The 26,075-nt window shown below is 68.1% G+C and carries 25 protein-coding genes; 12 read left to right on the top strand and 13 right to left on the bottom strand.

What is annotated here, in order from left to right; all coding sequences use genetic code 11:
* The coding region (locus ABY44_RS31475; RefSeq protein ID WP_431643131.1) for a hypothetical protein at window positions 1-265 on the top strand (265 nt) is incomplete at its 5' end.
* A gap of 55 nt (window positions 266-320) precedes the next feature.
* Here ABY44_RS31475 and ABY44_RS31470 read toward each other — a convergent pair.
* Window positions 321-620, bottom strand: coding sequence for a YXWGXW repeat-containing protein (locus tag ABY44_RS31470; RefSeq protein ID WP_027791779.1), 300 nt, complete (start codon window positions 618-620; stop codon window positions 321-323).
* A 322-nt stretch (window positions 621-942) separates the two neighbouring features.
* Between ABY44_RS31470 and ABY44_RS31465 the strand changes: the two genes are divergently transcribed.
* Complete coding sequence (locus ABY44_RS31465) at window positions 943-2,628, top strand: purple acid phosphatase family protein (RefSeq protein ID WP_060170655.1); 1,686 nt, start codon at window positions 943-945, stop codon at window positions 2,626-2,628.
* A gap of 66 nt (window positions 2,629-2,694) precedes the next feature.
* Here the strand turns inward: ABY44_RS31465 and ABY44_RS31460 are convergent, their stop codons facing one another.
* Window positions 2,695-3,306 (bottom strand): C39 family peptidase, encoded by a 612-nt coding sequence (locus tag ABY44_RS31460; protein WP_060170652.1) that lies wholly within the window; start codon window positions 3,304-3,306, stop codon window positions 2,695-2,697.
* On the opposite strand from ABY44_RS31460, the gene ABY44_RS31455 reads away from it, so the two are divergent.
* Together ABY44_RS31455 and yddG are read left to right on the top strand one after the other, a co-directional pair.
* Window positions 3,305-3,721 (top strand): hypothetical protein, encoded by a 417-nt coding sequence (locus ABY44_RS31455; protein ID WP_155637841.1) that lies wholly within the window; start codon window positions 3,305-3,307, stop codon window positions 3,719-3,721. The two genes, ABY44_RS31460 and ABY44_RS31455, sit on opposite strands and share 2 nt — an antisense overlap.
* A complete protein-coding gene (gene yddG / locus ABY44_RS31450) occupies window positions 3,705-4,649 on the top strand; it encodes an aromatic amino acid DMT transporter YddG (protein ID WP_155637840.1) in 945 nt (314 codons plus the stop codon). Before ABY44_RS31455 ends, yddG begins: the two co-directional genes overlap by 17 nt.
* 76 nt (window positions 4,650-4,725) lie before the next feature.
* Here the strand turns inward: yddG and ABY44_RS31445 are convergent, their stop codons facing one another.
* From ABY44_RS31445 to ABY44_RS31435, 3 genes are all read right to left on the bottom strand, one after another.
* Window positions 4,726-5,358, bottom strand: coding sequence for a LysE family translocator (locus tag ABY44_RS31445; protein WP_060170648.1), 633 nt, complete (start codon window positions 5,356-5,358; stop codon window positions 4,726-4,728).
* Window positions 5,359-5,481: 123 nt separating this feature from the next.
* Window positions 5,482-6,378 (bottom strand): LysR family transcriptional regulator, encoded by an 897-nt coding sequence (locus ABY44_RS31440; protein WP_060170646.1) that lies wholly within the window; start codon window positions 6,376-6,378, stop codon window positions 5,482-5,484.
* 50 nt (window positions 6,379-6,428) lie between these two features.
* Window positions 6,429-6,698, bottom strand: a complete 270-nt coding sequence (locus tag ABY44_RS31435) for a hypothetical protein (protein WP_060170644.1) — start codon at window positions 6,696-6,698, stop codon at window positions 6,429-6,431.
* On the opposite strand from ABY44_RS31435, the gene ABY44_RS31430 reads away from it, so the two are divergent.
* Window positions 6,697-7,545, top strand: coding sequence for a sulfite exporter TauE/SafE family protein (locus tag ABY44_RS31430; RefSeq protein WP_060170642.1), 849 nt, complete (start codon window positions 6,697-6,699; stop codon window positions 7,543-7,545). The genes ABY44_RS31435 and ABY44_RS31430 overlap by 2 nt on opposite strands.
* A 366-nt stretch (window positions 7,546-7,911) precedes the next feature.
* Here ABY44_RS31430 and ABY44_RS31425 read toward each other — a convergent pair whose 3' ends face one another.
* Window positions 7,912-8,862 carry a LysR substrate-binding domain-containing protein gene (locus tag ABY44_RS31425; protein WP_060170640.1) on the bottom strand — a complete coding sequence of 317 codons (951 nt, stop codon included), beginning with the start codon at window positions 8,860-8,862 and terminating at the stop codon, window positions 7,912-7,914.
* Between the two features lie 109 nt (window positions 8,863-8,971).
* Between ABY44_RS31425 and ABY44_RS31420 the strand changes: the two genes are divergently transcribed.
* From ABY44_RS31420 to ABY44_RS31410, 3 genes are all read left to right on the top strand, one after another.
* On the top strand, window positions 8,972-10,297 hold the full coding sequence (locus tag ABY44_RS31420) for a D-serine ammonia-lyase (RefSeq protein WP_060170638.1): 1,326 nt from the start codon (window positions 8,972-8,974) through the stop codon (window positions 10,295-10,297).
* A 53-nt stretch (window positions 10,298-10,350) separates the two neighbouring features.
* On the top strand, window positions 10,351-10,605 hold the full coding sequence (locus ABY44_RS31415; RefSeq protein ID WP_027791787.1) for a hypothetical protein: 255 nt from the start codon (window positions 10,351-10,353) through the stop codon (window positions 10,603-10,605).
* A 282-nt stretch (window positions 10,606-10,887) separates the two neighbouring features.
* Window positions 10,888-11,187 carry a DUF4148 domain-containing protein gene (locus tag ABY44_RS31410; RefSeq protein WP_060170636.1) on the top strand — a complete coding sequence of 100 codons (300 nt, stop codon included), beginning with the start codon at window positions 10,888-10,890 and terminating at the stop codon, window positions 11,185-11,187.
* Between the two features lie 100 nt (window positions 11,188-11,287).
* Here ABY44_RS31410 and ABY44_RS31405 read toward each other — a convergent pair whose 3' ends face one another.
* The 6 genes from ABY44_RS31405 to ABY44_RS31380 all read right to left on the bottom strand — a co-directional run bounded on the left by ABY44_RS31405 (window position 11,288) and on the right by ABY44_RS31380 (window position 19,962).
* Entirely contained in the window at window positions 11,288-13,084 is a 1,797-nt protein-coding gene (locus tag ABY44_RS31405; RefSeq protein WP_060170634.1) for a GGDEF domain-containing protein, read from the bottom strand.
* The gene (locus ABY44_RS31400; RefSeq protein ID WP_060170632.1) at window positions 13,081-14,211 is read right to left on the bottom strand and encodes an extracellular solute-binding protein; all 1,131 of its coding nucleotides are present in this window, start codon (window positions 14,209-14,211) and stop codon (window positions 13,081-13,083) included. Before ABY44_RS31400 ends, ABY44_RS31405 begins: the two co-directional genes overlap by 4 nt.
* A gap of 215 nt (window positions 14,212-14,426) precedes the next feature.
* Entirely contained in the window at window positions 14,427-16,013 is a 1,587-nt protein-coding gene (locus ABY44_RS31395; RefSeq protein ID WP_059683764.1) for an aldehyde dehydrogenase (NADP(+)), read from the bottom strand.
* Window positions 16,014-16,077: 64 nt separating this feature from the next.
* Window positions 16,078-17,010, bottom strand: coding sequence for a dihydrodipicolinate synthase family protein (locus tag ABY44_RS31390; protein ID WP_059683765.1), 933 nt, complete (start codon window positions 17,008-17,010; stop codon window positions 16,078-16,080).
* A 31-nt stretch (window positions 17,011-17,041) separates the two neighbouring features.
* On the bottom strand, window positions 17,042-18,616 hold the full coding sequence (locus ABY44_RS31385; protein ID WP_059683767.1) for a UxaA family hydrolase: 1,575 nt from the start codon (window positions 18,614-18,616) through the stop codon (window positions 17,042-17,044).
* Between the two features lie 32 nt (window positions 18,617-18,648).
* Window positions 18,649-19,962 carry an MFS transporter gene (locus ABY44_RS31380; RefSeq protein ID WP_060170630.1) on the bottom strand — a complete coding sequence of 438 codons (1,314 nt, stop codon included), beginning with the start codon at window positions 19,960-19,962 and terminating at the stop codon, window positions 18,649-18,651.
* A 232-nt stretch (window positions 19,963-20,194) separates the two neighbouring features.
* Here ABY44_RS31380 and ABY44_RS31375 point away from each other — a divergent pair, with 232 nt between their 5' ends.
* Window positions 20,195-20,926, top strand: a complete 732-nt coding sequence (locus ABY44_RS31375; RefSeq protein ID WP_059697363.1) for a GntR family transcriptional regulator — start codon at window positions 20,195-20,197, stop codon at window positions 20,924-20,926.
* A 72-nt stretch (window positions 20,927-20,998) separates the two neighbouring features.
* Here ABY44_RS31375 and ABY44_RS31370 read toward each other — a convergent pair whose 3' ends face one another.
* A complete protein-coding gene (locus ABY44_RS31370; protein WP_059697364.1) occupies window positions 20,999-21,721 on the bottom strand; it encodes a FadR/GntR family transcriptional regulator in 723 nt (240 codons plus the stop codon).
* 268 nt (window positions 21,722-21,989) lie between these two features.
* On the opposite strand from ABY44_RS31370, the gene uxuA reads away from it, so the two are divergent.
* The 3 genes from uxuA to ABY44_RS31355 all read left to right on the top strand — a co-directional run bounded on the left by uxuA (window position 21,990) and on the right by ABY44_RS31355 (window position 25,996).
* Window positions 21,990-23,051, top strand: a complete 1,062-nt coding sequence (gene uxuA, locus ABY44_RS31365; RefSeq protein ID WP_196487865.1) for a mannonate dehydratase — start codon at window positions 21,990-21,992, stop codon at window positions 23,049-23,051.
* Between the two features lie 71 nt (window positions 23,052-23,122).
* Entirely contained in the window at window positions 23,123-24,433 is a 1,311-nt protein-coding gene (locus ABY44_RS31360) for an MFS transporter (protein WP_060170628.1), read from the top strand.
* Window positions 24,434-24,562: 129 nt separating this feature from the next.
* The gene (locus ABY44_RS31355; RefSeq protein ID WP_059683774.1) at window positions 24,563-25,996 is read left to right on the top strand and encodes a PLP-dependent aminotransferase family protein; all 1,434 of its coding nucleotides are present in this window, start codon (window positions 24,563-24,565) and stop codon (window positions 25,994-25,996) included.
* The last annotated feature ends 79 nt before the right edge of the window (window positions 25,997-26,075 follow it).

Genomic DNA, 26,075 nt, shown 5'->3' with positions numbered 1-26,075 from the left:
CGGGATCGCCGCACGCATCGCGCGCGGCATCGGCAAGGTCCGTTTCATCGGCATCGGTTTCAGGCCGCATGGCGATCGTGTCGATCGGTTCGATCGGATGCCGGCCGCCCGGTCGCGCGAGCGGCGGCCGGCGCGCTCAATATACGACGACCGGCGCGGGCCGGTAATAGGCCGGACGCGCCGGCACCACGACGCAGCCGGCCAGCACGATGGCTGCGGCTGCCAGTATCACCACGGTTCGAAAGGGCATCGCTGCGACTCATGACGTTGCGGGAAGGCGCCGCCGCGCCGGCACCGCGTGCCGTGCGGCGGCTTGCGCATCAGGCCCAGTGACCCGGAACCCAGCGCCACGCCGGGCCGCGCGCGGCCCAGTGGCCCGGCACCCAGTGATAACCGACGCGAACCACTTGCCAGTGGCCTGGAATCCAGACATAGCGGCCCTGGCGCCAGTGCCAGTGGCCCTGGTCCCACACGTAGCCCGCGCGCGGCGCCGGCATCACTTCGACGCGAGGCGGCGGCGGCGCGTAAGGCGCGACGATGACGGCCTGCGCGAACGCAGCGGACGCAGCCAGCGCGGCCACGCATGCCGTGGCAAACCGCAACGGAATGGAAAGCTTCATGAAAGACTCCGACGTAGCAGATATCGACCGGAAGCGGCCGTTCATGCGTTAAACGGTGCAGCTGATCAGAATCCGTCGCGATGTCGGCAAATAAATATCGGCCGAAGCGGACGCGCGCCGGCGCGGGCCGGATGCCCCGATCCGCAAGCTCGGCAGGCGCCGGCGCTCCCGCGGGGTTGCCGTGCTGTCACAACCCGGCAAAACTGCGCTCCGACAATGTCCGGCACCGGGATCCCGCTCGTTTCCGGCCCACGCCCCGGCCACGCTTGCGCACGGCCGGGCGGTTCCGCATCTCGCGTCTCCATCTACGAAAACACCGACCATGTCGAACCAGGACAACTCCCCGATCCAGCCGAACGAGCCCGCCGCGTCCGTCTCGCGCCGCGGCTTCCTGAAACTCGCCGGCGTATCCGGCCTCGCCACCGCCGCCGGTGGCCTCGCGGCAGCCCGGGCCGCCGCGTCGACCCCGGACGGCACGCCCGAACAGGTCCACCTGACGTGGGGCAACGACCCGACGTCGGAAGTCGTGATCTCGTGGGCATCGCTCGCGTCGGCCGTCAATCCGCGCGCGCGCATCGTCGCCGACGGCGAGCCGCCGCGCACCGTGCATGGCGTCCAGCGCCTGTACACCGACGGCCTGAACGGCGAGACCGTATTCGCGTACCACGCGCGCGTGCACGGGCTGAAGCCGAATACGCGTTACCGCTACGAGATCACGGCCGACAACGACAGCAATGCCACGCAGCCGTTCTCCGCGCATTTCTCGACCGCACCGCGCGGCCGCGCGCCGTTCCGCTTCACGAGCTACGGCGACCTTGCGACGCCGAACGGTGCCTGGGTGCTGTCGTCGCCGCAGAGCCGCTTCGCGGTGCAGGCCGTCGAGCAATTTCAGCCGCTGTTCCACCTGCTGAACGGCGACCTCTGCTACGCGAACCTGAACCCCGCGCACCAGCCCGAGGTGTGGCGCGATTTCGGCAACAACAACCAGACGTCGGCCGCGAATCGTCCGTGGATGCCCTGCCCCGGCAACCATGAGATCGAGTTCAACAATGGTCCGCAGGGGCTCGACTCGTATCTCGCGCGCTATACGCTGCCGGAGAACGGCACGCGCTTCCCGGGCCGCTGGTACAGCTTCCGCGTGAGCTCGGTGCTGTTCGTGTCGCTCGACGCCGACGACGTCGTGTACCAGGATGCCGCCGCGTTCGTCGGCGGCCCCGCGCCGCTCGTGCCGGCCGCGAGCACGGGCCGCCCGCCGATCGAGCCCGGCACGTCGTTCTACGTGCGCGGCTACAGCAACGGCGAGCAGACGCGCTGGCTCGAACACACGCTGCGTCATGCCGCGCACGACGACGACATCGACTGGATCGTCGTGCAGATGCACCAGGACGCGCTCAGTTCGTCGAAGACGGGCAACGGTTCCGACAAGGGCATTCGCGAAGCGTGGCTGCCGCTGTTCGACCGTTACGGCGTCGACCTCGTGCTGTGCGGCCACGATCACGACTACGAGCGCAGCTACCCGGTACGCGGCTGCAATCACCGCGCGGGCGTCGATGCGACGACCGGCGAAGTGGTCGAGACGCTGCAGCCGCGCCCGGTCGGATCGAACGACCCGGACCGCACGACGTTCGACACGAGCCACGGCACGATCCACCTGATCCTGGGCGGCGGCGGCACCAGCGCGCCGCTCGACGTATACGGCGAGAACCCGGCGACCGGCTTTGCGCGGGCGAAGGTGTTCACGAAGCCCAACCGGCCGGTGCCGGGCACGGCACCGAATACGTTCGTGCGCCAGCCGGCCGATGCGCTCGAGGATGCGATCTGGTCCGCGCGTCGCGATACCGGCACCGGCTACGGGATTGCCGTGTTCGACCACGACCCGGGCAAGCCGGGCGGGCATACGACGATCACGATGCGCTACTACCACGCACCGGGCGCCGACCAGCACCCGACCGCCGACTACACGCTGTTCGAGACGATCGAGCTGAGCAAGAAGCGCAACGGCCGGTGATCGGTCAGGCGCCCGTTGCGACGGGCGCCTGACGCCGTGCGCGCGGGATTCGTTGCATGCGCAACGTCATGGGGCAATCAGGATGCCGCGGTTCGCGAAATAGCGGTCGAACGTGGCGCGCGGCATCGCCACGTTGCGCTGCGTGCGCACGTCGAACCCGGACGGGTTGTGGAACAGCCAGTCGCCGGTGTCGCGGTTCGCGCCGAACACGAGCACCAGGTGGCCGCCCCGCGACGGCGGCTCGAAGCCGTCGTGCCGGATGCCGGGATGCACCGACGCCATCAGCATGTGCCCGTCATGCAGCTTCGGTTCGAGCGCGGCCGAATCGACTCCTTCCACCACATCGCCATCGATCCCGTAGCGCTCGCGCACCCAGTGCACGAAGGGCCGGTAATGCAGACGCTTGCCCGTGTCGCCGAGTTCGGGCCGGTAGACGCCGAACCCGACGGCCTCGCGTACCAGTTCGAGCAGCGGCACGATCGTGTTCGAGCGGTATGCGAGCAGCATCTTCAGGCACGCGATACCGCAGATGTTCGGGCTCCACTGCGCGTATTCCTCCGGCGTGCTTGCGCCGGAGCGATGCCACAACGGGTCGTCCTCCGCGCGCAATTCGCGGGACACGAACCGCGAAACCAGGTGCATCGATTCCCACTGCGAGAAATACGGCACTTCTTTCATGGCTTCCCTCCCTGAAAGCGCGATACGGGCGACTGGCTTCAACGAAAACCGGACCAATTGCTCGATGCGAATCTGCCGCGCGACTATACCGCGATGGCGCACGGGCACCTGTTGTACGCCCGTCACAAGCCATCGCGCGACGACACGCGGTAGACTGCGCGCCTCGTACTCCGCCACGAGCGGGACGTTCGCGACCGTCAACTGCTTCGGCGAAGACGACGGGACGACGCCGTTCGACGGCGACGACGCGTCCGGGGTCGGCGGCCGTGACATGCCGATCCCGGTGCGCGGCCGGCACACCGGGATCGAGACCATCTTGATCGACGTACCCGTGGATCCCGCGCGGGCGGAACCGAATCATCCGATAGCGAATTTGAATGTTGAAACAGGCAGGACGCATGAAGCGCAAGAATAAGGCAACGCTCGCCGGGCTCGGCGCGGTGTTGTTGTGGGCCTCCGTGGTCGCCCTCGTTCGTGGAGTCAGCGAAAGCCTCGGCGCGACCGGCGGCGCAGCGATGATCTATACGGTGGCATCCGTGCTTCTGCTGTTCTCGGTCGGGTTCCCCGACCTGAGCCGGTTCCCGAAAAACTATCTGCTCTGGGGCGGGCTGCTGTTCGTCTCGTACGAGGTGTGTCTCTCGCTGTCGATCGGCTATGCCAGCAACGGCCGGCAGGCGATCGAAGTCGCGATGGTCAACTATCTGTGGCCGAGCTTCACGCTGGTCGCGGCAATCGTGTTCAACAAGCAGCGCGCCAACCTGCTGGTCGTGCCCGGCGTCCTGCTGTCGATGCTCGGGATCTGCCGGGTGCTCGGCGGCGACCAGGGGCTCGATCCGGCCGGCATGCTGCGCAACGTCACGGACAATCCGTTGAGCTACGGCCTCGCGTTCTTCGGCGCGCTGATCTGGGCCGGCTATTGCACGGTGACGGCGCGCATCGCGGACGGCAAGAACGGCGTCACGCCGTTCTTCATGCTGGTTGCGCTGGCGCTCTGGATCAAGTTCGCGGTCGAAGGCGGCGGCGGCATGACGTTCAGCCTGCAAGCGGCCATCTACATCGTGCTGGCGGCATCGGCGCTGGGGTTCGGCTATGCGGCCTGGAACACCGGCATCATGCACGGCAACGTGACGATCATCGTCGGCGCATCGTATTTCACCCCGGTACTCGCCGCCATGCTCGCCGCGACGCTGCTGCATGCGCCGCTGTCGATCGAATTCTGGCAAGGCGCGTCGATGGTATGCGGCGGGTCGATCCTGTGCTGGCTCGCGACGCGCGGCCGGCGCAACGCAAAAGCCGCGCCCGTGCGGGTCGGCAACGAAGCGCAGGGCAACAGACAGGGCTGACGAAACCGGGCGCGTTCGTCACGATGCAACTCGGAAGCCCCCTGCGATCCCGCAACCCGTCGGCCACTCACTCGCGTCAGCTGCGCGACTCCAGTGCGATACGCACGGCGAGTCCCGCCAGCACCGTGCCCATCAACCAGCGCTGAACCGACGCCCAGACCGGCCGCCCCGCCAGGAAACCCGCGATGGCGCCGGCCATGCAGGCAATCAGCGCATTCACGCTGACGCTCACCGCGATCTGCACGCTGCCGAGCGCCAGCGATTGTGCGAGCACGCTGCCGTGCCCCGGCGAAATGAACTGCGGCAGCAGCGACAGATACATCACCGCGATCTTCGGATTCGCGAGGTTCGTGACGAAGCCCATCGTGAAGAGCCTGGCGCGGCTATCGTGCGGCAGCTGCCTGATCTGGAACGCCGAGCGGCCGCCCGGCTTCAGCGCCTGCCACGCCAGGTACGCCAGATAAAGCGCACCGGCAAAGCGCAGCACGTCGTACGCATACGGCACGGCCAACACCAGCGCGGTGATGCCCAGCGCCGCGCACACCATGTAGAAGACGAACCCCAACGCGACGCCGCCGAGCGACACCAGCCCGGCACGGCGGCCCTGGCAGATCGAGCGCGACACCAGGTAGATCATGTTCGGCCCGGGTGTCAGCACCATGCCGAGCGACACGAGTCCGAATGCAAGCAAGGTGGGCAAGGCCGGCACGGCAATCTCCTTCGGGGCAAAGCGGTCAGGGGCGAGTTCGATCAATGTATTGCATCTCGACCACCATCGGCATGAATAAACTGCAAGCCGCCCATGAGCGCTTTTCATCGCACCGGCCGTTCGTTACCGGCTCCTTTTCGCGCGCGCGTGAATCGCCTTCGCCGCCTTCGCGCGTTGTGCGTCGACGAGCCGCACGAACGCATCGGCGATCGCATTGCCGGACGTGTTCCACGACAGCCGGACGGAACGATGCAGCCGTGGCGAAAGCGCCAGCACGCGGCCGCCGAACGGGGTGTACGTGAGCGTGATGCGCGGAACGATCGACACGCCCATGCCCGCCTCCGCCATCGACAGGATGGTGCGCATCTCGACCACGTTGAACGCGGCGTGCAGCGGCGTGCCGCTGCGCGCGAAGTAATCCGCGATCACCGGCCCGCATCCTGCCTTCGAGAAAATGAACGGGGCCGCGGACAACTGCTTCGCCGACACGCTCTTGCGGCCCGTGAACATGCCATCCGCCGCCACCGCGACGAAGTCCTCGTCGAGCAGCGGCAGCGTGTGCGCGAAGGTCTTCGTGCCGGCCACCACGCCGACGTCGGCGGTACCGTCCTCGATCCACCCTTCGACTTCGCTGTCCGTGCCTTCGAGCAGCACCGCCGACACGCCCTGGTGCATCTCCTTCAGCGCCTCGAGTGCCGGCACGACGAATGCCAGCGACACGCTTGGCAGCGACGCGACCACCAGCTTCCCTTCGAGCTTGCCGCGCGACAGGCTGAACTGCTGGCGCAGCAACTGCGCTTCGCGCACCACGTTCTGGATGTACGGCCACAGGCGTTCGCCCGCCGCCGTCAGGACGACCGGCTGCCGGTCGCGCCAGAGCAGCTTGACCTCCGTGACGTCTTCCAGCTCGGTCAGCGCATGACTGATCGCGGATTGACTGCGGCTCAGCCGGTCGGCCGCGGCCGTGAGCGAGCCGAGTTCGACCACGGCCGCCAGGGCCTGCAACTGCGCAAGGGTCATCGGGTCTCCTTGTTCCAGTAGATGCATATCGCGCATGAGGCGATACACGGTCATGAATTGTATTGAACCGCGTACATGATCGCGCCGACGATACCGGCGGCACGCCGCGCCCCGCGCCGAATATCCTCCGCAACGCTCGGGTAAGATGCATCCTCGAACCGCGCGTCGATTGCCTGCGGACCCGGCCGCGCAACGATGCGGCGCCGTGCGATCGACGCCCGGCCAAGCCGATCCAGAACACATGCGTGCAACACGCACGCGCCGCAACGGGCTCCTTCGACAGCGCTCGCTGCCGGATATGCCGCGACAAGCCATTCCATGATGCATTTCAATCTGACTGAAGGTGTGCTGGTTTCCAGCCTGCAGGGGCTCGGCGCGTTCGATCTGGCCGGCATCGCCGTCGCGCTGCTGCTGGGCGGCATGGCCAAGGGGATCACCGGCATAGGCGTGCCGCTGATCGCGATGCCGATACTCAGCCAGTTCCTGCCGATCCGGCATGCGGTGCTGCTGCTGTCGATGCCGATCATCCTCGGCAACATTCCGCAGGCGCTGGAAGGCGGCCAGGTGCTGGCGACCGCACGCAAGATCGCCGCACCGATCGCGGGCACCGTGATCGGCAACATCGTCGGTGTCGCGATCCTGCTCTCGCTCAATCCGGGTCATGCGCAGGCGGCGTCCGGCGCGCTGCTGATCGTCGCCGCGACGCTGATGCTCGCCGCGCCGAAGCTCAACCTGCCTCCCGCTTGGCAGAAACCCGTCGGCTTCGCACTCGGCTTCGGCGCCGCGCTGATGGAAAGCATCGCGTCGGTTCCCGGCCCGCTGCTCGCCACCTACCTGATTTCGTCCGGCGCGACCGGGCGCGTCTTCACGAAGCAGATCGCGATCATCCTCGTGGTGTCGATCGTCACGCTGCTCACGACGTTCAGCGGCGCCGCGCACGCGAGCGCCGCCGACCTCGCGATCTCGGCGGCGGCCAGCCTGCCGGCCATTGCCGGCATGTGGCTCGTTCGCCCGCTGCGGGACAAGATGTCGCCCCGCAGCTTCAGGATGGTCGTGCTGCTCTTCGTGCTCGTCGCGGCATCGCAGATGATCTGGAAATCGGGCGTGTTCCGGCACGGCGGATCGCACGTTACCCAGGTGGACAACACGCACGCGGGCACGCACTGACGGGCGGCGGATTGCCATCGATCCCGCATGCGTTCTGAAAGCTGCCGAGCGTAGTATTCGCGGACCCGGCGTATCGCCGCGCCCGACGATGCGAACGATACGTCACCGACTGTCCTGCTCGCACGCCGATGTCCGCATCGGCGCTGCCACGCTTTCAGAGACCTGCAATGGAAACCTACGTGTTGCTCGGCTGCGGATTCGGCCTTGGCCTGTTGATCGCCGTCTGGGGTATCTGGCAACTCAAGTAACGCTCGCCATCCGCGTCCGTGCGCAAGCATTCCGTATGGAGACGGACGGGAAATCGTAGTTTGCGGCGCTCATTTCTCAACTCCTTCGCACTCCGACCCAGCCATCCGGCAGCTTCGGCTACCCGTGCCGGCTTCCGTTCGAAAGCAGGCGTGACCGAGCCGCATCGAAGCGTGCGCACTCGGCCTTGAGCCAGTCCGAAAAAACCGTGGTGCGCGGATCGTCGGGATTGCGTGACAACAGCATGTAGCGCGCCGGCGCACGCACGTGCCTGCCGAAAACATCCACGAGCCGTCCGCTCGCGATCTCGTCATGTACCAGCGCGGCGCGCCCCATCGCGACGCCCTGATGGTTCAGCGCGGCCGTGATTGCCAGGCTGGAGAAATTGAACTGCGGGCCGTCAAGATGCGCCGTCCACGCGGGACGCACCGCCTCCAGCCACGTGCGCCACTCCACGAACTCGGGTGCGCCGCCCCACGGAGCCGCGTCGTGCAGCAGGACGACGCCGTCCAGCGACTCCCCGCCGGCAAAGGACGGATGCTGCGCCAGATACGCGGGCGTGGCGACCGGAAACAGGATTTCGTCGAGGATGGCCTCGGCATGCAGCCGCCCGTATTGCACCGGGTCGTAGCGCACCGCCACGTCGATGTCGTCGGTCTCCATGGCCTGACGATCCAGCACCTGAAACTCGGCCTTCACGCGAACCGGCACGTCCGGTTGCAGCCGATGAAATTCGGACAGGCGCGGCATCAGCCATTGCAGCGCGAGCGACGGCAGACAACTCACCTGCAGTGGCGCGTCCGGCATCCCGAGTGCCTGAAGCGTGCGATGGATGTCGCCGAACGCGCTCGACATCGTTCCGAGCAGGGTCGCGCCCTTCTCGGTCAACTTCAGCCCGCGCGCCTGACGCACGAACAGCGGGTAACCCAGCCGGTCCTCCAGGTTCCGGATCTGCTGACTCACGGCGCTTTGCGTCAGGTTGAACGCCTGTGCCGTCTTCGTGAAGCTCAGCAACCGGCCGGCCGTTTCAAAGCACAGCAACGCACCAAGGATCGAACCGTCGAGTCGCATCGTTATAAGTCAGGCTAATGCATTCATTAGAAATCGGCGCTTTCGCGCAACCGGTTCGAATCGTAGCATTCAAGCCTGATTCGCCGTTCATCCGACGCAAGACCGATCCATGACCTTCACGCTCCAGCCTTCCGATCTATTAGCCAAGCTGCAATCGCGCCACCCGCTGCTGTGGCTGAACCCCCACGCCGGCAGCCCGCTGCCGCACGACGCACCGGCGATCGACGCCATTGCAATGGCCGAAGCACGGCTGGCGCGCTGCGAACCGCTGATGGCCGAGCTGTTTCCCGAACTCGCGGCGAGCGCGGGAAAAATCGAATCGCCGCTGATGCCGGCAGACAGCCTGCAGCGCAGCTTGTCGCTCCCGGCAGACGAACACGGCGCGTGGTTCATCAAGCGCGACGACGCACTGCCGGTCGCCGGCTCGATCAAGGCGCGCGGCGGCTTTCATGAAGTGCTCGCGCTCGCGGAGTCAATCGCGATCGAACACGGCCTGCTCGAACCCGCGGGCGACCGTCGGCTCCTCGCCTCGACCGCCGCACGCGAACTGTTTGCCGCGCACACCGTCATCGTGGGCAGCACCGGCAATCTCGGCCTGAGCATCGGCGTGATGGCCGCCGCGCTGGGGTTCGAGTCGGTCGTTCACATGTCGACCGACGCGAAGCCGTGGAAGAAGGCGCGCCTGAGAGCACGCGGCGTTCGCGTGATCGAACATGACGGCGACTACGCGCAAGCCGTCGCGGCGGGACGCTCGCAGGCACGCCATCAGCCGCGCAACCACTTCGTCGACGACGAAGGCTCGCTGATGCTGTTCCTCGGCTACGCGGCCGGTGCCCGGCATCTCGCCGCACAGCTCGCCGGGGCGGGCCGCGGCGTGGATGCGGCGCATCCGCTCTTCGTCCATATCCCGTGCGGCGTCGGCGGCGCACCGGGCGGCATCGCCTATGGTCTCAAGGCGCTGTTCGGCGAGCACGTGCATTGCTTTTTCGCGGAACCCGTCGCTTCGCCGTGCATGCTGGTCCAACTGGCCGCCGGCCTCGGGAAGCCCGTATCCGTCTACGACGCGGGGCTCGACAACCGGACCGAGGCCGATGGCCTGGCAGTCGCGCAGGCGTCGCACCTCGTCAGCCCGCTGATGGCGTCCCAGCTGTCGGGCGTCTTCACCGTCAGCGACGCGCAGCTTTACGCGCAGTTGCTCGCGGTCCGGCGCGCGACGGGCGTGGAACTCGAGCCGTCGGCCGCCGCTGCCGTCGGCGGCCCCGGCTGGCTGACGCACTCCCCGGCCGGAAAGGACTACGTGCATCGCCACGCGATCGACCTGCGCCGGGCAACGCACGTCATCTGGGCGACGGGCGGCTCGCTCGTGCCGCCGGAAGAACATCGCCGCTTCCAGTCTCATGCAAACGCGCTCGCCGATGCCGCACCCGGCGCCTGATCCACTCAGGCCGGCGTCCAGCCCCGTTCCCGAAGACGCGTTAGACTGTCCGGATGGAACAATGCCGTTATTGCCAGAGAATCCGCGATGAATGGGATTGCCACGGTGACGAATGCCGCCGGGCAATCGCCAAGGCGCTGCGCCGGCAGCGCGCGGGCCTGCCCATGGTGCCCGATCGCATCCGCAACGAACTGCCGTCCGGCGCGCCGACCCAGCAGGTGATCGCCGTGCTGTCACGCCAGCGCCTGCGCGCGCGCCGCGGCAACGAGGAACGCCGGGAACGCAAGGAAATCGACGACGACGTCTGACCCGTCGGCAACACCACCCGTCGGCCGCCTCTCCACCCGCGCATTCGCCGTCGGGCACCCGTCCGTGTACGCCATCCGCGTCGCGCGCATTCGCTCCGCTCCCTTGCAAATCCGGCAACATCGAATAGGGACGGAACGCGCATATCTCGGAATTATTACTCCAGCGACAACGATCTTTCACCAAAACTCACGTTTACCCTAGGTCGACCGGCGCCTACGATGTAATCAACCGCTTACGACATGGTGTCGAACGCGGAAAGCCAATAAACATCGGAGGTCATCATGAAATCGCTCGTTTCCGCAGTCGTTGCCGCTGTCGCCCTGTCCGCTTCGTTCGGCGCATTCGCCCAAAGCACCGTGACCCGCGCGCAAGTGAAGAACGAACTGGTTCAGCTCGAAAAAGCCGGCTACAAGCCGAGCCAGGCGAGCCCGCACTACCCGGCCGACATCGAAGCCGCGCAAGCCCGCGTGCGCGGCGCCGACAACAGCGGCTACGGTGCGCAACCGGCCGCGACCGTCCAGGGTGGCGCACCGGTCGTCAAGGTGCAGAACCCGCGCGACTCGGTCTACTTCGGCCACTAAGCCTGCCGCCGCGCGCCTTCGCGCGCAGCCTGCACCATCAACGAGCCCGTCCCGCGACGGGCTCGTTGCGTTTGCATCGCACGTATCGTGCGGCCGGCCGTCACCGGCTTTCGCCCGACGCGATGCGGCCGGCCGCTTCGTCCGCGCCGCCGCCGGCGGCACTCCCGCTGCCGACCAGTTCCTGGTAGCGCACGTATGCGCATTGCGCAGACGCCTTCGCCGCGTACATCGCCGCGTCGGCCTTGACGAGCAGTTCCTCGGCGGACGCGCCGTCGGCCGGAAACTCGCTGACGCCGATGCTCGCGCCGACGGCCATGCGCCGGTCGCCGAACTCCAGTTCTTCAGCCATCACGAGCTGGATGCGCGACGCGACGTCGCCGATCACCGCCGGTGAGCGCACGTCCGCGATCAGCACGATGAACTCGTCGCCGCCGAGCCGCGCGACCATGTCGCCGCCGCGCAGCACGAGGCTCAACCGCTTGGCGACCGCGACGAGCGCACGGTCGCCGGCCGAGTGCCCGTGCTGGTCGTTGATCTGCTTGAAGCGGTCGAGATCGACGAACATCACGGCCAGCCCTTCATGCATCGCGGCCGCACGCCGGATCGCGGCATCGAGCTGCTCCATGAACAGCAGGCGGTTCGGCAGCGCGGTCAGCGCATCGTGGCCGGCGAGGTGCGTGAGCTCCAGTTGCTTCGCGCGCAGCATCGCGACCTGCGTGCGAATCTCGACGCGCATGCTGTCGAAACAGCGCGCGAGCACGCCGATCTCGTCGGCGCGCCCGACCGGCAACTGCTCGGCGGCCGGATCGTCGAACACGTGCGTCGCCGCGCGCGCGAGCGTCTGCAGCGGCCGCGTGATCGCACGCGCGAACAGGATCGCGAGGATGACCGCCATCAGGCTCGACACGAGCACCATCCGGATGATCCGTTCGCCGAGCACGCCGGCCGGCACCAGCACGTCGGCCAGCGGGCGTCCCATCCCGAGCACGACGAAGCGGTTGCCCTCGTCGTGCCCGAACGGCGTACGCGCGAACGCGAACATCTGCCCCGGCGCATCGGCGGGATCGGTCAGGCCATTGAGGGTAACGTTCGTGCGGGCGCTGTCGAACAGCGCGCGCGTGACGGCGAAGCGGTCCTGCATCAGCACGCGCCGCCCGCGATCGAAGCCGAACGTCTGCGACGGATCGGGGTGCACGAGGAAATCGCCCCACTCGTTCGCGAGATACACCGCGTAGTCTTCCGGCAGATCGCGCTCGAGCCGGTCGAACACGCGCGACAGTTCGACATCGACGACGAGTGCGCCGACCGTCTGGCCCGACGCGTCGACGACCGGCGTGCCCACGCGCAGGATCGGCAGCCCCTCGGCCGCATGCGTTCCCGTCTCGTGGTTGATCACGATCGGCGACAGGTAGATATGACCCGGTGCCGTCGCGAGCGTATCGAATACGTAGGAAAACTGTCCTTTCTCCTGGAACGCGCTGTCCGGCAGCACGACGATGCCGTGCGCATCGCGATCGACGCGAATGCGTTCGATCCCGAAATCCCCGCGCGCGATCAGGCGAACCTGCAGGTATTCCGGGTGATTTCTCATGAAGCTGTAGAACACCTGCTCGAGCTCGAGCCGCGCGCGTGACGCGCCTTCCCGGTTGTCGCCGCCCGAGACCAGCGCGCACGACGGCATCTGCGCGAGCACGAGCGCATCGTCCGCGACGTCGGACAGCGCGGTGGTGAAGCGTTGCCCGAGCAGTTGCGTCGACATCAGCAGGCTGTGCTGTGCCTCCTGCACGAGCATCGCGCGGTTCGCGCGATATGCGTAATAGCCGGTCGTGCCGGACGCGATCACGCCGATGCATGCGAACAGCACCGACAGTTTCGATGTGAGCCCGAGCCGGATCATTTTCCGAACCGCTCCGGACGGTCGCCCGACACGATACGGCTCCACAGCGATTCGCGCCGCGCGATGTCCTCGACGGGCTGGAGCCAGACGAGATGCTGGTGCCCGGTGTCGAGGCCCGGCGGCGGCGCGAGCGTGTTCGCGAGGCCCTGGCGTTCGGTCAGCAGCGCGCCGATCGCCGGTTCCAGCATGTAGTTGATCCACGCGAACGCGAGCTCGGGATGCTGCGCGCCGCGCGTGACGGCCCAGCAGTCGAGCCACGCGAGCGCGCCTTCGTCCGGGATCACGTAGCCGACGTCCGCGCCGGCGCGCCGCAGCAGTTCCACCTGCTGCGTGCCGTAATTGCCGAACATCAGCGCCGCGCGATGCTCGACGAACAGCGCGGTCGCTTCTTCAGGAAGCGTGTAGTACGTCAGCAGGTTGCGGCGCAGGTCGATCAGCTTGTGCGCGACGGCGAGCGTCTGCGCGGGCGACAGGCGGAACGGATCGGGATAGCCGAGCGCCAGCGCCGTGAACGAAAAATTGTGCTGCGCGCTGTTGAAGTCGAGCACCTTGCCGCGGTAGCGCGGATTCCACAGCTCCCGCATCGAGCGCGGTGCGGCGGAAACCTGCTTGCGGTCGTAGATCAGCCCCATCGACGAATACGTAAACGGGATCGCATGGGCAGCCCCCTCTTCGACGAGCCCGTCGATCGTCGCGAGCTGCTGGAAGTTCGGCAACTGCCGCCGCCGGTTCGGGATGCGCGACAGGTCGATCGGCGCGAGCAGACGTTCGTGCGCGTAGCGCTGGATCTCGGCCGTGTTTGCGGCCAGCACGTCGTACGGCGGCGGCGCCGCGCTGTGCATCCGGGTCCACAACGCTTCGTCGGAGTCGACGAACGTCACTTCGACGCGTACGTGAAATTGCGACTCGAACGCGCTGACGACGTCGCGGTCCGCATAACCGGGCCAGGCCAGCACGCGCAGCACGTTGTCGTTGACGGTTTCGGGAGAGTCGGCGAAAGCCGGCAGGCCGGGCGCGAGCAAGCCCAGTGTCAATATGATGAGCAGCCTGCGCACGGCGCCGCGGGCGCGCGTACGTGCGCCGATTCCCCTGACTAATCGGACCCCGTGTGAATCGCCCGGCTGCATTCGACGTCCTTTTTCGAGTCGATGCGATATCCCGCAACGAGACCATAAAACGCATCGCCGCGCAATCGGCAGAAGCCGCACGCAGCGCGTGCGCGGCGACGACGGCGCCGCTTCGCCGGCACATCGCCGCACACGCATGAAACGCCGTCGGGCGAGCGGCCAATGATCAGTCGAAAGCGCGCCGTCGTCGCTTCACCGGTTCGGGAACCGGCCCGTCACGCTTGCGCATCGCGATGTCCGTCGATGGCGCGCGGCACGCCCAGCGGATTCGCATCGCGCAGCGCATCGGGCAGCAGCGCATCGGGCACGTCCTGATAGCAGACCGGGCGCAGGAAGCGGCCGATCGCGAGGCTGCCCACCGATGTCGAGCGGCCGTCCGACGTCGCCGGATACGGACCGCCGTGCACCATCGCATGCGCGACCTCGACACCCGTGCCGAAGCCGTTCACGAGAATGCGCCCCGCGCGCCGTTCGAGCAGCGGCATGAATGCACGCGCCGCGTCGTGATCGCCGTCGTCGACATGCAGCGCTGTCGTGAGCTGCCCGTCGAGCCGCTCGACGAGCGCATGCATCGTGTCGAGATCCGGGCAGCGCACGACGAGCGATGCGGGGCCGAACACTTCGTCGTGCAACCCGGGCTGATGCGCGAACCGGTCGGCCTGCGTCGCGAACAGCGCCGCGCGGCCCGCATGACGGATCCCGTCATCGGCCGCCGCGCCGCGCGCAAGCAATTCGACACCGGCCTGCGCACCAAGGCGCACGACCGCCTCGTCGTACGCGCGGTGAATGCCGGGCGTAAGCATCGCAGCCGCGGGCAGATCGGCCAGCGTGGCGGCGGCGGCGGCCTCGAAGCGCCGCAGCGCGGGGCCGTCGACGCCGAGAATCAGGCCCGGATTCGTGCAGAACTGACCGACGCCGAGCGTCAGCGCCGCCGCAAATGCGCGGCCGATCGCCTCCGCGCGCGCGTCGAGCGCATGCGCAAACAGCAGCACGGGATTCACGCTGCTCATCTCCGCGTAGACGGGTATCGGCTGCGGTCGCGCAGCCGCGAGCGCCATCAGCGCGACGCCGCCGCCGCGCGAGCCCGTAAAGCCCACCGCCTGGATGCGTGGATCGCGCACGAGCGCGGCACCCACCTCGTAACCGTCGTCGAACAGCAGCGAGAACGTGCCATCCGGCATCGCACATGCCTCCACGGCTTGCTGAATCGCGCGACCGACGAGCGCCGACGTGCCCGGATGCGCGGGATGCGCCTTCACGATCACCGGGCAGCCGGCCGCCAGCGCCGACGCCGTGTCGCCGCCCGCGACCGAGAATGCCAGCGGGAAATTGCTCGCACCGAACACGGCGACGGGGCCCAGCGCGACGTGCTGTACGCGCAGGTCGACGCGCGGCAGCGGCTGACGCGCCGGCTGCGCGGGATCGATGCGCACGCCGACAAAGTCGCCCGCCCGCACGACCTGCGCGAACATCCGAAGCTGCGCGACGGTGCGGGCGCGCTCGCCTTCGATGCGCGCGCGCGGCAGACCGCTTTCCGCGACGCAGCGCTCGACCAGTGAATCCCCGAGCGCGAGCAGCCTCTCGGCGATCGTGTCGAGAAACGCCGCGCGCGCGTGCAGCGACGTATGCGAATACGCGTCGAATGCCTGTGCGGCCAGCACGCAGGCTGCGTCGACGTCCTGCGCCGATGCGCGGCCGAACACGGGGGCAAGTACCGCGCCGGTCGCCGGGTCGATCGCCTGGAATCCCGCGGCGCCGGCCGCGCTGCGTCGACCGATCAGGGAAGCGCCAGAAATCTGCATAAATCGTCCTCGTTGAACATCGTTGAATCGTGAAATCGTTGAACCGTGCCGTCGCGCGCAGCGCTCAGCGGCCCCAGCGCAGCACAAGCGGATCGAGCGAGCGGGCGATCCGCAGCAGGCTCGCGCGCGTGTCGGGATGCATCGACGGCAGCGGATGACGCACGGCGTCCGACGCGATCACGCCGCCCGCCTTCATCAGCACCTTCGCGGTCGCGATGCCGCCTTGGCGGTTCTCGTGATTGATGAGCGGCAGCCAGCGCCCGTACTCGCGCTCGGCTTCGTCCGCACGGCCGGCCGCCCATGCGTCGACGATCCGGCGGATCCCGTCCGGATACGCGCCGCCCGTCATGGCCCCCGTCGCGCCTGCTTCGAGATCGGCCATCAGCGTGATCGCCTCCTCGCCGTCCCACGGCCCGACGATCGCGTCGCCGCCGAGCGCGATCAGCTCGCGCAGCTTCGCGGCCGCCTGCGGCACCTCGATCTTGAAGTACGACACGTTCGGAATCTCGATCGCCATCCGCGCGAGCAGCGCGGCAGGCAGGTGCGTGCCGCTCGCCGGCGCGTCCTGGATCATGATCGGGATGTCGATCGCATCGGAGACGCTGCGGAAGAACTCGACGATCGCCGCCTCGCCCGCGCGAAACGTCGCACCGTGATACGGCGGCATCACCATCACCATCGCGGCGCCCGCGTCCTGCGCGCGGCGGCTGCGCTGCGCGCACACGGTCGTGCCGAAATGCGATGTGGTGACGATCACCGGCACGCGGCCGGCGACGTGCTCGAGCACACAGTGCATCACCGCATCGCGCTCGTCGTCGGCGAGCGAGAACTGCTCGGAGAAATTCGCGAGCACGCACAGGCCGTTCGATCCCGCATCGATCATGAAGTCGACGCAGCGGCGTTGTCCGTCGAGGTCGAGACGGCCGTCGTCGGTGAAGATCGTCGGCACGACGGGAAACACGCCACGAAAGCGCGCGGATGAAATGTTCGGTTGCATCAGTGGCACTCCTTGCCGCAGAGGATTCAAATCAGGTGATCGCGCCGATCTGCCACGGCACGAATTCGTTCTGCCCGTAGCCGTGCAGCTCGCTGCGCGTCGCGTGGCCGGACGCCGCGTCGAGCATCATCCGGAACAGCGTCGCGCCGAGCGCGTCGATGCGCGCGCCGCCGTCGAGCACATCGCCGCAGTTCAGGTCGATGTCGTCGGCCTGCCGCCGCCACAGCGCGCTGTTGGTCGCGAGCTTCAGCGACGGCGTCGGCGCGCAGCCGTATGCGGAGCCGCGCCCCGTCGTGAAGCAGATCAGGTTCGCACCGCCCGCGACCTGCCCGGTCGCGGAGATCGGGTCGTAGCCTGGCGTATCCATGAACACGAGCCCTTTCGCGCGAACGGGCATCGCGTATTCGTAGACGTCGACGAGATTCGTGCTGCCGGCCTTCGCGATGCCGCCGAGCGATTTCTCCAGCACGGTCGTGAGACCGCCCGCCTTGTTGCCGGCCGACGGGTTGTTGTTCATCGCCGCGTGATGGCGCGCGCAATAGTCCTCCCACCAGCGGATCCGCGCGACCAGCTTCTCGCCGACGTCGCGCGACTCCGCGCGGCGCGTGAGCAAATGCTCGGCGCCGTAGATCTCCGGCGTTTCGGACAGGATCGCGGTGCCGCCGTGCTTCACCAGCAGGTCGACCGCCGCGCCGAGCACGGGGTTCGCGGTGATGCCCGAATAGCCGTCGGAGCCGCCGCATTGCAGGCCGACCGTCAGGTGGCTCGCATCGACGGGCTCGCGCCGCACGTCGTTCGCGGCGGCCAGCATCGACTCGACGAGCGCGATGCCCTTCTCGATCGTCTTGCGCGTGCCGCCGCTGTCCTGGATCGTGAACGTGCGCAGCCGCGCGTGCTCCGTCAGCCCCTGGGTTTCGAGCAGGCGCGGAATCTGGTTGGTTTCGCAACCGAGCCCGATCACCAGCACGGCCGCGAAATTCGGATGGCACGCATAGCCGCCGAGCGTGCGCTGCAGGATCGCGAGGGCGTCGCCGTCGGGGTCGACCGCGCAGCCGACGCCGTGCGTCAGCGCCACCACGCCGTCGACGTTCGGATACGCGGCGAGCGCGTCGGGGTGGATGTCGCGGCGGAAATGATCGGCGACAGCGCGCGCGACCGTCGCCGAGCAGTTCACCGACGTCAGGATGCCGATGTAGTTGCGCGTCGCGACCCGGCCGTCGGCGCGCACGATGCCGTCGAACGTCGCGCGCTGCGCCTCGGGCACGAACGCGGTATCGCGGGTGCCTTCGCCGAACGCGTAATCGCGCGCGAACTCGCCCATGTCGAGGTTGTGCGTGTGGACGTGCTGGCCGGGCCGGATCGGCTGACTCGCGAAGCCGATGATCTGGCCGTAGCGGCGCACGGGCGCGCCGGCGTCGATCGCGCGCGTCGCAATCTTGTGACCGGGCGGGATCAGCCCCGCGACGCTCACGCCTTCGTCGTCGAGGCGCGTGCCGCTGACGAGCTGCTCGACGGCGATGACGACATCGTCGGCGGGATCGAGCCGGATCGCGCGCGTGCGCGACGCGGCCGGCGGCTGCCGGGTTTCGGTGGGAAGTGACGACATGGTTCGGTTCCGGTTGAATCGGGCGACGGGCTTCAGTCGAGGCCCCGGTCGCGGTAATCGATGAGGCTCGCGCAGACGGCCAGGCCGAATGCCGCGACGACGAAGAACATCAGCGCAAGGAAATAGGTGCCGGTGAACTGCACGATGAGGCCGATCAGGATCGGCACGATGACGCCGACGATGTTGCCGCCGAAGTTCATCGCGCCCGCGAGCAGGCCCGCCCGGGACTGGCCGCCGAGCGCCGCCGGCACGCCCCAGAACATCCCGCACCAGCGGATGAAGAACAACGCGACCGACAGCAGCACGACGACGCTGACGAGCCCCGTCGCGAAGCTCACCGCGAGGATCGCCGCGGCGGACGCGAGGCCCGCGACCGAGAACATCGCGCGCATCACGCGGTTCGGCGCGCCGCCGGCCGCACGCCACTTGTCGGCGAGCCAGCCGCCGAACAGCTCGCCGACGAAGCCGCACATGAAGATGATGAAGGTCGCGCCGCCCATCTGCTTGAGGTCGAAGCCGTGCGCCTTGTGCAGGTAGCTGGGCATCCACGTCATCAGCCCGTAGAACACGCTGTTGTAGCAGGCCCAGCTCGCGAACATGAACAGCACGGAACGGTCGCGCAGCAGTTCGCGAAACGGCACGCTGCCCTTCGGCTCGCCCGCGCGGGCCGCGGCCGCATGCGCGGTCACGTGCTCGAGCTCGGCCGCGTTCACGCCGGCATGCTCGGACGGATGGTTGCGGATGTACCACCACGCGAAGATGCCGACGACGATCGTGCCCGCGCCCGCGACGACGAACGCGAGCCGCCACGAGCCGAGGCCCGCGATCAGCGCGGTGATGATGATCGCACCGCACGCCGAGCCGAGCGGCGCGCCGCCGTCGAGCAGCGCGGCGCCGCGGCCGCGCTCGGCCGGCGTGAGCCACGTACCCGCGAGCTTCGCGCCGGCCGGCATGATCGGCGATTCGGCGATGCCGAGTCCGAGCCGCGTCAGCAGCAGCGGCATCCAACTGAAGCACGCGGCCGCGACGGCCTGACATGCGCCCCAGCCGATCGTCGCGAGGCCGACGATGGTGCGCGCCTTGAAGCGGTCGACCAGCAGCCCGCTCGGGATCTGCATCAGCGCGTACGTCCAGAAGAACGCGCTGAGCAGCACGCCTTCCATCGCGGGCGACAGGCTGAATTCGGTCGAGATGATCGGCAGCGCGACGGACAGCGACGCGCGGTCGATGTAGTTGATCGACGACAGCAACAACAGCAGCCAGAAAATCCGCCAGCGCACGGCCGTCGGCGCGGCGGTCGAGGCATGGGCCGTCGGGCGGGGTCCGGCTGAGTCTTCGAGGTGCATACGTGTCTCCAGTGGGAATGGGTCGCCGGTCACGCTTTCTTCGAAGCGTTGGCCAACTAATATATTAGTTGGCGATTATAGAGATACCTTCCGGTGCCGATACGGGGGTAAACCCCGGAATCGATCGATCGAGAATCCGCCACCGATCCGCCGAAATCGGTATGCGCACTAATATACTGATCGACCGGCACCCACCGAGGACGCCGGTCGCCTGCCACCCTCTAGCCCATTCATGAAGTCAGAACGCACCACCCAGGACACCTTCATCGCCCGCCTGATCCCAGCCGAATTCACGCTGGACCGCTCGCAGGCCCTGTCCGTGCAGATTCACGCGCTGTTGCGCGACGCGATCGTGACGATGACGCTGCTTCCGAACGACGTGATCTACGAGCGCGCGATCGCGGAGGCGCTCGGCGTGTCGCGCACGCCCGTGCGCGAGGCGCTGCTGCAGCTTGCACGCGAGGAGCTCGTGCTGATCGCCGCGCAATCGGGCACCTTCGTCGCGCCCGTGAAGCGCGAGCAGTTCGTCGAGAGCGCGCTGATCCGCAAGGTGCTGGAAACGGCCGCGATCCGCCGCGCGGCCGAAGTCATCAGCGCGCGCGAGCTCGAACAGCTCCACGACATCCAGGATGCGCACCGGCGCGCGATCGAACGCGGCAACGCGGTCGCGGCGATCGCGTGCGACAACGCGTTTCATGCAACCGTCAGCGCGGCCGCCCGGCTACCGCGCGTGCAGCAGCTCGTCGAGATCGTGCGCGCGCCGATCGACCGTGTGCGGCACGTGACCGTGCGCGATCCGATCGTCGGCGAGGTCACGCTTGCGCAGCATCAGAAAGTGCTCGACGCGCTCGAGCGGCACGACGCCGATGCGGCCGAGCGCGCACTGCACGAGCATCTCGACGATGCGTACGCACGGCAGCAGCGCGCGTATGACGAGCATGTCGCGTTGTTCGAAGGGCTTTGATGGTGGTAGCGGCGGCCTGAAACGCGGCCCGCGGCAGCGGGCCTGTCGCACCGCTCGCCTGCTGCCGGCGCGCTAGCGCCACGCTTGCGTGAACTCCGCGATCACGCGCGACAGGTGCGCGCGCATCGCGTCGCGGGCCCCTCCCGCATCGCGCGCCATGATCGCCGCGAAGATCCGCTGGTGATCCTCCTGCGACGCCTCGCGCAGCGCGGTCGAGTGAAAGTGCTCCTCGATCTTGTCCCACAGCGGATCGCTGCGCGCGCAGTCCCACATCGCGGTGACCATGTGCAGCAGCACCGTGTTGCCGGTCGATTCCGCGATCCGCAGGTGGAACTGGCGATCGGCCGCGTCGTATGCAGCCTTGTCGTCCATCTGCTCGCGCATCGTCGTCAGCGAGAAAAACAGGCGATCGAGATCGGCATCCTTGCGCTCGGTCGCCGCGAGCGCGGCAACCTCCGCCTCGATCAGCCCGCGCGCGCGCAGCGTCTCGATCGGCCCCGGGCCGCGCGGCACCTCGAACGTCACCGGCCGCGCGGCATCGGCCGCCGACACGTAGATGCCCGAACCGATCCGCACCTCGACGATCCCCTGCACTTCGAGCGCGATGATCGCCTCGCGCACCTGCGTGCGGCTCACGCCGAACTGGTCGGCCAGGCTGCGCTCCGACGGCAGCCGCGCGCCGGCTTCGAACGCGCCGGCGGCCACCATCGCGTGAATCTGCCGCGCAAGGCCGATATAGGAGCGGTCCGCGGCATCGGTGTCGCGGTTGGCGGGCAGGCTGGAAAGATCGGTCATCGAAAGGCTCTCAACAAGCTGGCCGGCGCCGTCGCGGCGCCGGATCGCCAAAATGGTACACCAATTCCGGCCCGCATCCGGTTCGGCCTGTCGGCCAGCTCGACTGGACGCTCCCGGAAGCGTCGTTCCGGCCAATCCTGAATCGGACAACTGGTAAACCACTATCCCACACAACTGGCATACCAATCATAATCCGCACACCGACGACGGGCCGGCACACTGCCGCCCGGTCGCCCGATGCATGAACCGCCAGCCAGGAGCCGCTCCAGTGAAGATGTCTTTCCGTTGGTACGGCGAGTCCGATCCGGTCTCGCTGCAATACATCCGCCAGATTCCGGGCGTCACGCATATCGTGTCCGCGATCTACGACGAACCGGTGGGCGAAGTCTGGCCCGCGCACAAGATCGACACGCTGAAGGCGACGATCGAACGCGCCGGCCTGCAGTTCGAAGTCGTCGAATCGGTGCCCGTTCACGAGGACATCAAGCTCGGCAAACCGGGCCGCGACCGCCTGATCGACCACTACCGGCAGACGATCCGCCATCTGGGCGCGGCCGGCATCCGCGTCATCTGCTACAACTTCATGCCCGTGTTCGACTGGACGCGCACCGAGCTGTCGAAGACGCTCGACGACGGCTCGACCTGCCTCGCGTTCAGCACCGCATCGGTCGACCGGATCGATCCGAACGACGGCATCGCGCTACCCGGCTGGGATTCGAGCTACCGGCCCGAACAACTGCAGGCGCTGCTCGCCGACTATCGCGAAGTCGACGAAAACGCGCTGTGGGCGAACCTCGAATACTTCCTGAAGGCGATCGTCCCCGCGGCCGAGGAAGCCGGCGTGAAGATGGCGATCCACCCCGACGATCCGCCGCGCCCGATCTTCGGGCTGCCGCGCATCGTGAAGAACCGCGACGATCTCGCGCGGATCGTGCGCATCGTCGACACGCCCGCAAACGGGCTGACGCTGTGCTCGGGCTCGCTCGGCGCGGGCCCGCAGAACGATGTCGAAGCGCTCGTGCGCGAGTTCGGCGCGATGGGCCGCATCCATTTCGCGCACATCCGCAACGTGAAGGTCGATGCGAACGGCGATTTCGAGGAAACCGCACACCTGTCGAGCTGCGGCTCGCTTGACATCGCCGCAATCGTGAAGGCGTACCACGACACCGGCTTCACCGGCTACGTGCGCCCCGACCACGGCCGGATGATCTGGGGCGAGACGGGCAAGCCCGGTTATGGCCTCTACGACCGCGCGCTCGGCGCGGTCTACCTGAACGGCCTGTGGGAAGCGCTGGCGAAGTACGACCGCGCGCCGCAAGCGTCGCAATAACCCGCCCATCGAGGCGGCCGGCGCAGCGGATCGCCGGCCGCCCGTCACGACATTCCGCACGGAGACACCCCATGCCACGCATCCGATGGGCCATGATCCTGATGTGCTTCCTGGCCAACGTCATCAACTTCATCGATCGCGCGAACCTCGCGATCGCGGCGCCCAGCATCCGCGCCGACCTCGGCCTCGACGCGGTCGGCATGGGGCTCGTGCTGAGCGCGTTCTTCTGGACCTACGCGTTCCTGCAGTTGCCGGCCGGCTGGTTCATCGACAAGGTCGGCGTGCGCGTGAGCCTCGCGCTCGCGGTCGGCTGGTGGTCGGTGTTCACCGTCGCGACGGGCGCCGCACGCGGCCTCGCGCAGCTCGTCGGCGTGCGGCTGATGCTCGGCGTCGGCGAAGCGGCCGCGATCCCGTCGTTCGCGAAGGTCGCGTTCAACTGGTTCCCGCGCAGCGAACGCGGGCTCGCGAGCAGCATCTTCGACAGCGGCTCGCGCGTCGGCTCCGCGCTGTCGCTGCCGCTCGTCGCGTGGCTGATCTCGATCGTCGGCTGGCGCGGGTCGTTCGTGATCACGGGCGGCATCGGCATCGTGTGGGCACTGGCGTGGTGGTTCGTCTATCGAGACCCGGAACGCTATCGCGCAATCGCGCCCGATGCCGTCGATGCCCTGCTCGCGCAGCGCGGCGCATCGGCCGTTGCGGCCGCAACCGACGGCCCGAAGGTGTCGTGGCTCGACCTGTTCCGCTATCGCACCGTGTGGGGCATGATGATCGGCCTGTTCTGCCTGAACTTCGCGATCTACTTCTTCATCACGTGGTTCCCGAGCTACCTGCTGCAGTCGCGCGGCTTCTCGCTCGCGTCACTCGGCACGTGGGGCATGCTGCCCGCGCTGCTCGCGATTCCGGGCGGCTGGCTCGGCGGCTACGTGTCGGACAGCCTGTTCCGCCGCGGCTGGAGCGCGACCGCCGCGCGCAAGACCTGCCTCGTGCTCGGGATGCTGCTGTCTTCGTCGATCGCGCTGTCGGCCTTTGTCGAGAACGTCTGGGCGTGCCTTGCGCTGTTCGCGCTCGCGTATGCCAGCCTGTCGTTCGCGGGCGCCAACGTATGGACGCTCGTCGGCGAAGTCGCGCCGACGCCGGCGCATGTCGCGTCGCTCGGCGGCATCCAGAATTTCGCGGGCAATCTCGCGGGGATCTTCATCACGACGTTCACGGGCGTGATGCTGTCGATCACGAAGGGCTCGTTCGTCGTGCCGCTCGCGGTGGCCGGCGCGTTGTGCGTGGTCGGCGCGCTGTCGTACCTGTTCATCGTCGGCAAGGTCGAGCCGCTGCCGCCGCTGCGCAGCGGTGCGAACCGGCGGAACGTGGAGCCGAACGCGGCCTGACGCGGCGAGAACGCGCGGCCGGCACGCGTGCACTTTCCTTTTCGGGCCGCGCATCGGACAATGAGCCGCGCCCGCCGGCGCGGCGCCAGTCCGGCCCGCGCGCGGCGACGGCGCGCGCCACCCTCGCCGATGAAACGCTACGAAACCCTCGCCCATACGATCGCCGACGACATCCGCAACGGCAACCTCGCCGTCGGCACGCGCCTGCCGTCGCTGCGGCAGATCATCGCGCAGCACGGCGTGAGCCAGTCGACGGTGTTTCGCGCGTACTACCTGCTCGAACAGTGGGGGCTGATCCGTGCGCGCGAACGCTCGGGCTACTACGTCGCGCCGGGCGCAACGCCGGAGGCGGGCCCGGCGCCCACACGCCGCGCGAAACGGGCCGGCGCCACGCGCAAGGTCGACATCAGCAGCCTCGTGTTCTCCGTCCTCGACGCAGCCACGCAGCCCGGCATCGTGCCGCTCGGCTCCGCATTCCCGTCGCCGCAACTGTTTCCGTTGCCGCGCCTCGCGAAATCGCTCGCGCAGGCCACGCGGCTCGTCAGCCCGTGGAGCACGGTCGTCGACCTGCCGCCCGGCAACGAGGCGCTGCGCCAGCAGATCGCCCGGCGCTATCTCGCGACGGGCATCTCGCAGCCCATCGACGAAATCGTCGTCACGAACGGCGCACTCGAAGCGCTGAACCTGTGCCTGATGGCCGTCACGCGGCCCGGCGACGTCGTGGCCGTCGAAGCGCCCGGCTTCTATGCGGCGCTGCAGGCGATCGAACGGCTCGACCTGCGCGCGGTCGAGATTCCCGTCGATCCGCGCACGGGCCTCGATCTCGATGCGCTCGCGAACGCACTCGACCGGCACGACATCCGCGCGTGCTGGTTCATGACCAATTTCCAGAATCCGACCGGCGTCACGCTGTCCACCGAAAAAAAGCGTGCGCTCGTCGAATTGCTCGCCGCGCGCGACGTGCCGCTGATCGAGGACGACGTATACGGCGAGCTGCATTTCGGCCCCGACTACCCGCTGCCCGCGCGCGCGTTCGATCGGCACGGACTCGTGATGCACTGCAGCTCGTTCTCGAAGACGCTCGCGCCCGGCTACCGGATCGGCTGGGCCGCCGCCGGCCGGTTCGCGGAGAAGGTGCAGCGGCTCAAGCTGATGACGACGCTGTCGGCCAGCATTCCCGCGCAGGCCGGCATCGCGAACTATCTCGAGCACGGCGGCTACGACCGGCACTTGCGCAAGCTGCGCGGCGCGCTGCACACGCAGCTCGACCGGATGGACGACGCGCTGCGCCGCTGGCTGCCGGCCGGCGTCGAGTGGGTACGGCCCGAAGGCGGCTATTTTCTGTGGCTCGCGTTTCCCGACGCGATCGACGCGATGGAGCTGCATCGCCAGGCGATCGCACGCGGGATCAGTTTCGCGCCGGGGCCGCTGTTTTCGGCCGCGCACGGCTTCGAACGTTGCGTGCGCGTGAACTTCGGCCATCCGTGGAGTCGCGACATCGAACGCGCGATCCGCGTGCTCGGCGAACTGGTCGCGCAGCCGTCGGTCCGCAAGGGCGACTGAAGCGCGCACGGTACGCCGCCTGCGTCACGACCCTGCACGCAACCCGTGCGCGGGTTACAGTGCTGATCCCGCCGCCTCT

Origin of the sequence: Burkholderia sp. ZZQ-2, assembly GCF_050768715.1 — a bacterium.
Classification (GTDB): domain Bacteria; phylum Pseudomonadota; class Gammaproteobacteria; order Burkholderiales; family Burkholderiaceae; genus Burkholderia; species Burkholderia cepacia.
The sequence above is the reverse complement of the archived record's forward strand: the minus strand, read 5'-3'. Positions and strand labels throughout refer to the sequence as shown.

Excerpts from the sequence above, each read along its gene's own strand:
- ABY44_RS31360 (WP_060170628.1), top strand. The coding sequence starts at position 23,123 with ATGCCACGCATCCGATGGGCCATGATCCTGATGTGCTTCCTGGCCAAC.
- ABY44_RS31435 (WP_060170644.1), bottom strand. The coding sequence starts at position 6,698 with ATGGAATGGCTTGTCGCGGCATATCCGGCAGCGAGCGCTGTCGAAGGA.
- ABY44_RS31370 (WP_059697364.1), bottom strand. The coding sequence starts at position 21,721 with ATGACCGATCTTTCCAGCCTGCCCGCCAACCGCGACACCGATGCCGCG.
- ABY44_RS31415 (WP_027791787.1), top strand. The coding sequence starts at position 10,351 with ATGGAACAATGCCGTTATTGCCAGAGAATCCGCGATGAATGGGATTGC.
- ABY44_RS31410 (WP_060170636.1), top strand. The coding sequence starts at position 10,888 with ATGAAATCGCTCGTTTCCGCAGTCGTTGCCGCTGTCGCCCTGTCCGCT.
- ABY44_RS31395 (WP_059683764.1), bottom strand. The coding sequence starts at position 16,013 with ATGCAGATTTCTGGCGCTTCCCTGATCGGTCGACGCAGCGCGGCCGGC.
- ABY44_RS31440 (WP_060170646.1), bottom strand. The coding sequence starts at position 6,378 with ATGACCCTTGCGCAGTTGCAGGCCCTGGCGGCCGTGGTCGAACTCGGC.
- ABY44_RS31375 (WP_059697363.1), top strand. The coding sequence starts at position 20,195 with ATGAAGTCAGAACGCACCACCCAGGACACCTTCATCGCCCGCCTGATC.
- ABY44_RS31430 (WP_060170642.1), top strand. The coding sequence starts at position 6,697 with ATGATGCATTTCAATCTGACTGAAGGTGTGCTGGTTTCCAGCCTGCAG.
- ABY44_RS31460 (WP_060170652.1), bottom strand. The coding sequence starts at position 3,306 with ATGAAAGAAGTGCCGTATTTCTCGCAGTGGGAATCGATGCACCTGGTT.
- ABY44_RS31385 (WP_059683767.1), bottom strand. The coding sequence starts at position 18,616 with ATGTCGTCACTTCCCACCGAAACCCGGCAGCCGCCGGCCGCGTCGCGC.
- yddG (WP_155637840.1), top strand. The coding sequence starts at position 3,705 with ATGAAGCGCAAGAATAAGGCAACGCTCGCCGGGCTCGGCGCGGTGTTG.
- ABY44_RS31390 (WP_059683765.1), bottom strand. The coding sequence starts at position 17,010 with ATGCAACCGAACATTTCATCCGCGCGCTTTCGTGGCGTGTTTCCCGTC.
- ABY44_RS31400 (WP_060170632.1), bottom strand. The coding sequence starts at position 14,211 with ATGCAGCCGGGCGATTCACACGGGGTCCGATTAGTCAGGGGAATCGGC.
- ABY44_RS31465 (WP_060170655.1), top strand. The coding sequence starts at position 943 with ATGTCGAACCAGGACAACTCCCCGATCCAGCCGAACGAGCCCGCCGCG.
- ABY44_RS31355 (WP_059683774.1), top strand. The coding sequence starts at position 24,563 with ATGAAACGCTACGAAACCCTCGCCCATACGATCGCCGACGACATCCGC.
- ABY44_RS31380 (WP_060170630.1), bottom strand. The coding sequence starts at position 19,962 with ATGCACCTCGAAGACTCAGCCGGACCCCGCCCGACGGCCCATGCCTCG.
- ABY44_RS31425 (WP_060170640.1), bottom strand. The coding sequence starts at position 8,862 with ATGCGACTCGACGGTTCGATCCTTGGTGCGTTGCTGTGCTTTGAAACG.
- ABY44_RS31470 (WP_027791779.1), bottom strand. The coding sequence starts at position 620 with ATGAAGCTTTCCATTCCGTTGCGGTTTGCCACGGCATGCGTGGCCGCG.
- ABY44_RS31420 (WP_060170638.1), top strand. The coding sequence starts at position 8,972 with ATGACCTTCACGCTCCAGCCTTCCGATCTATTAGCCAAGCTGCAATCG.
- ABY44_RS31405 (WP_060170634.1), bottom strand. The coding sequence starts at position 13,084 with ATGATCCGGCTCGGGCTCACATCGAAACTGTCGGTGCTGTTCGCATGC.
- ABY44_RS31455 (WP_155637841.1), top strand. The coding sequence starts at position 3,305 with ATGGCTTCCCTCCCTGAAAGCGCGATACGGGCGACTGGCTTCAACGAA.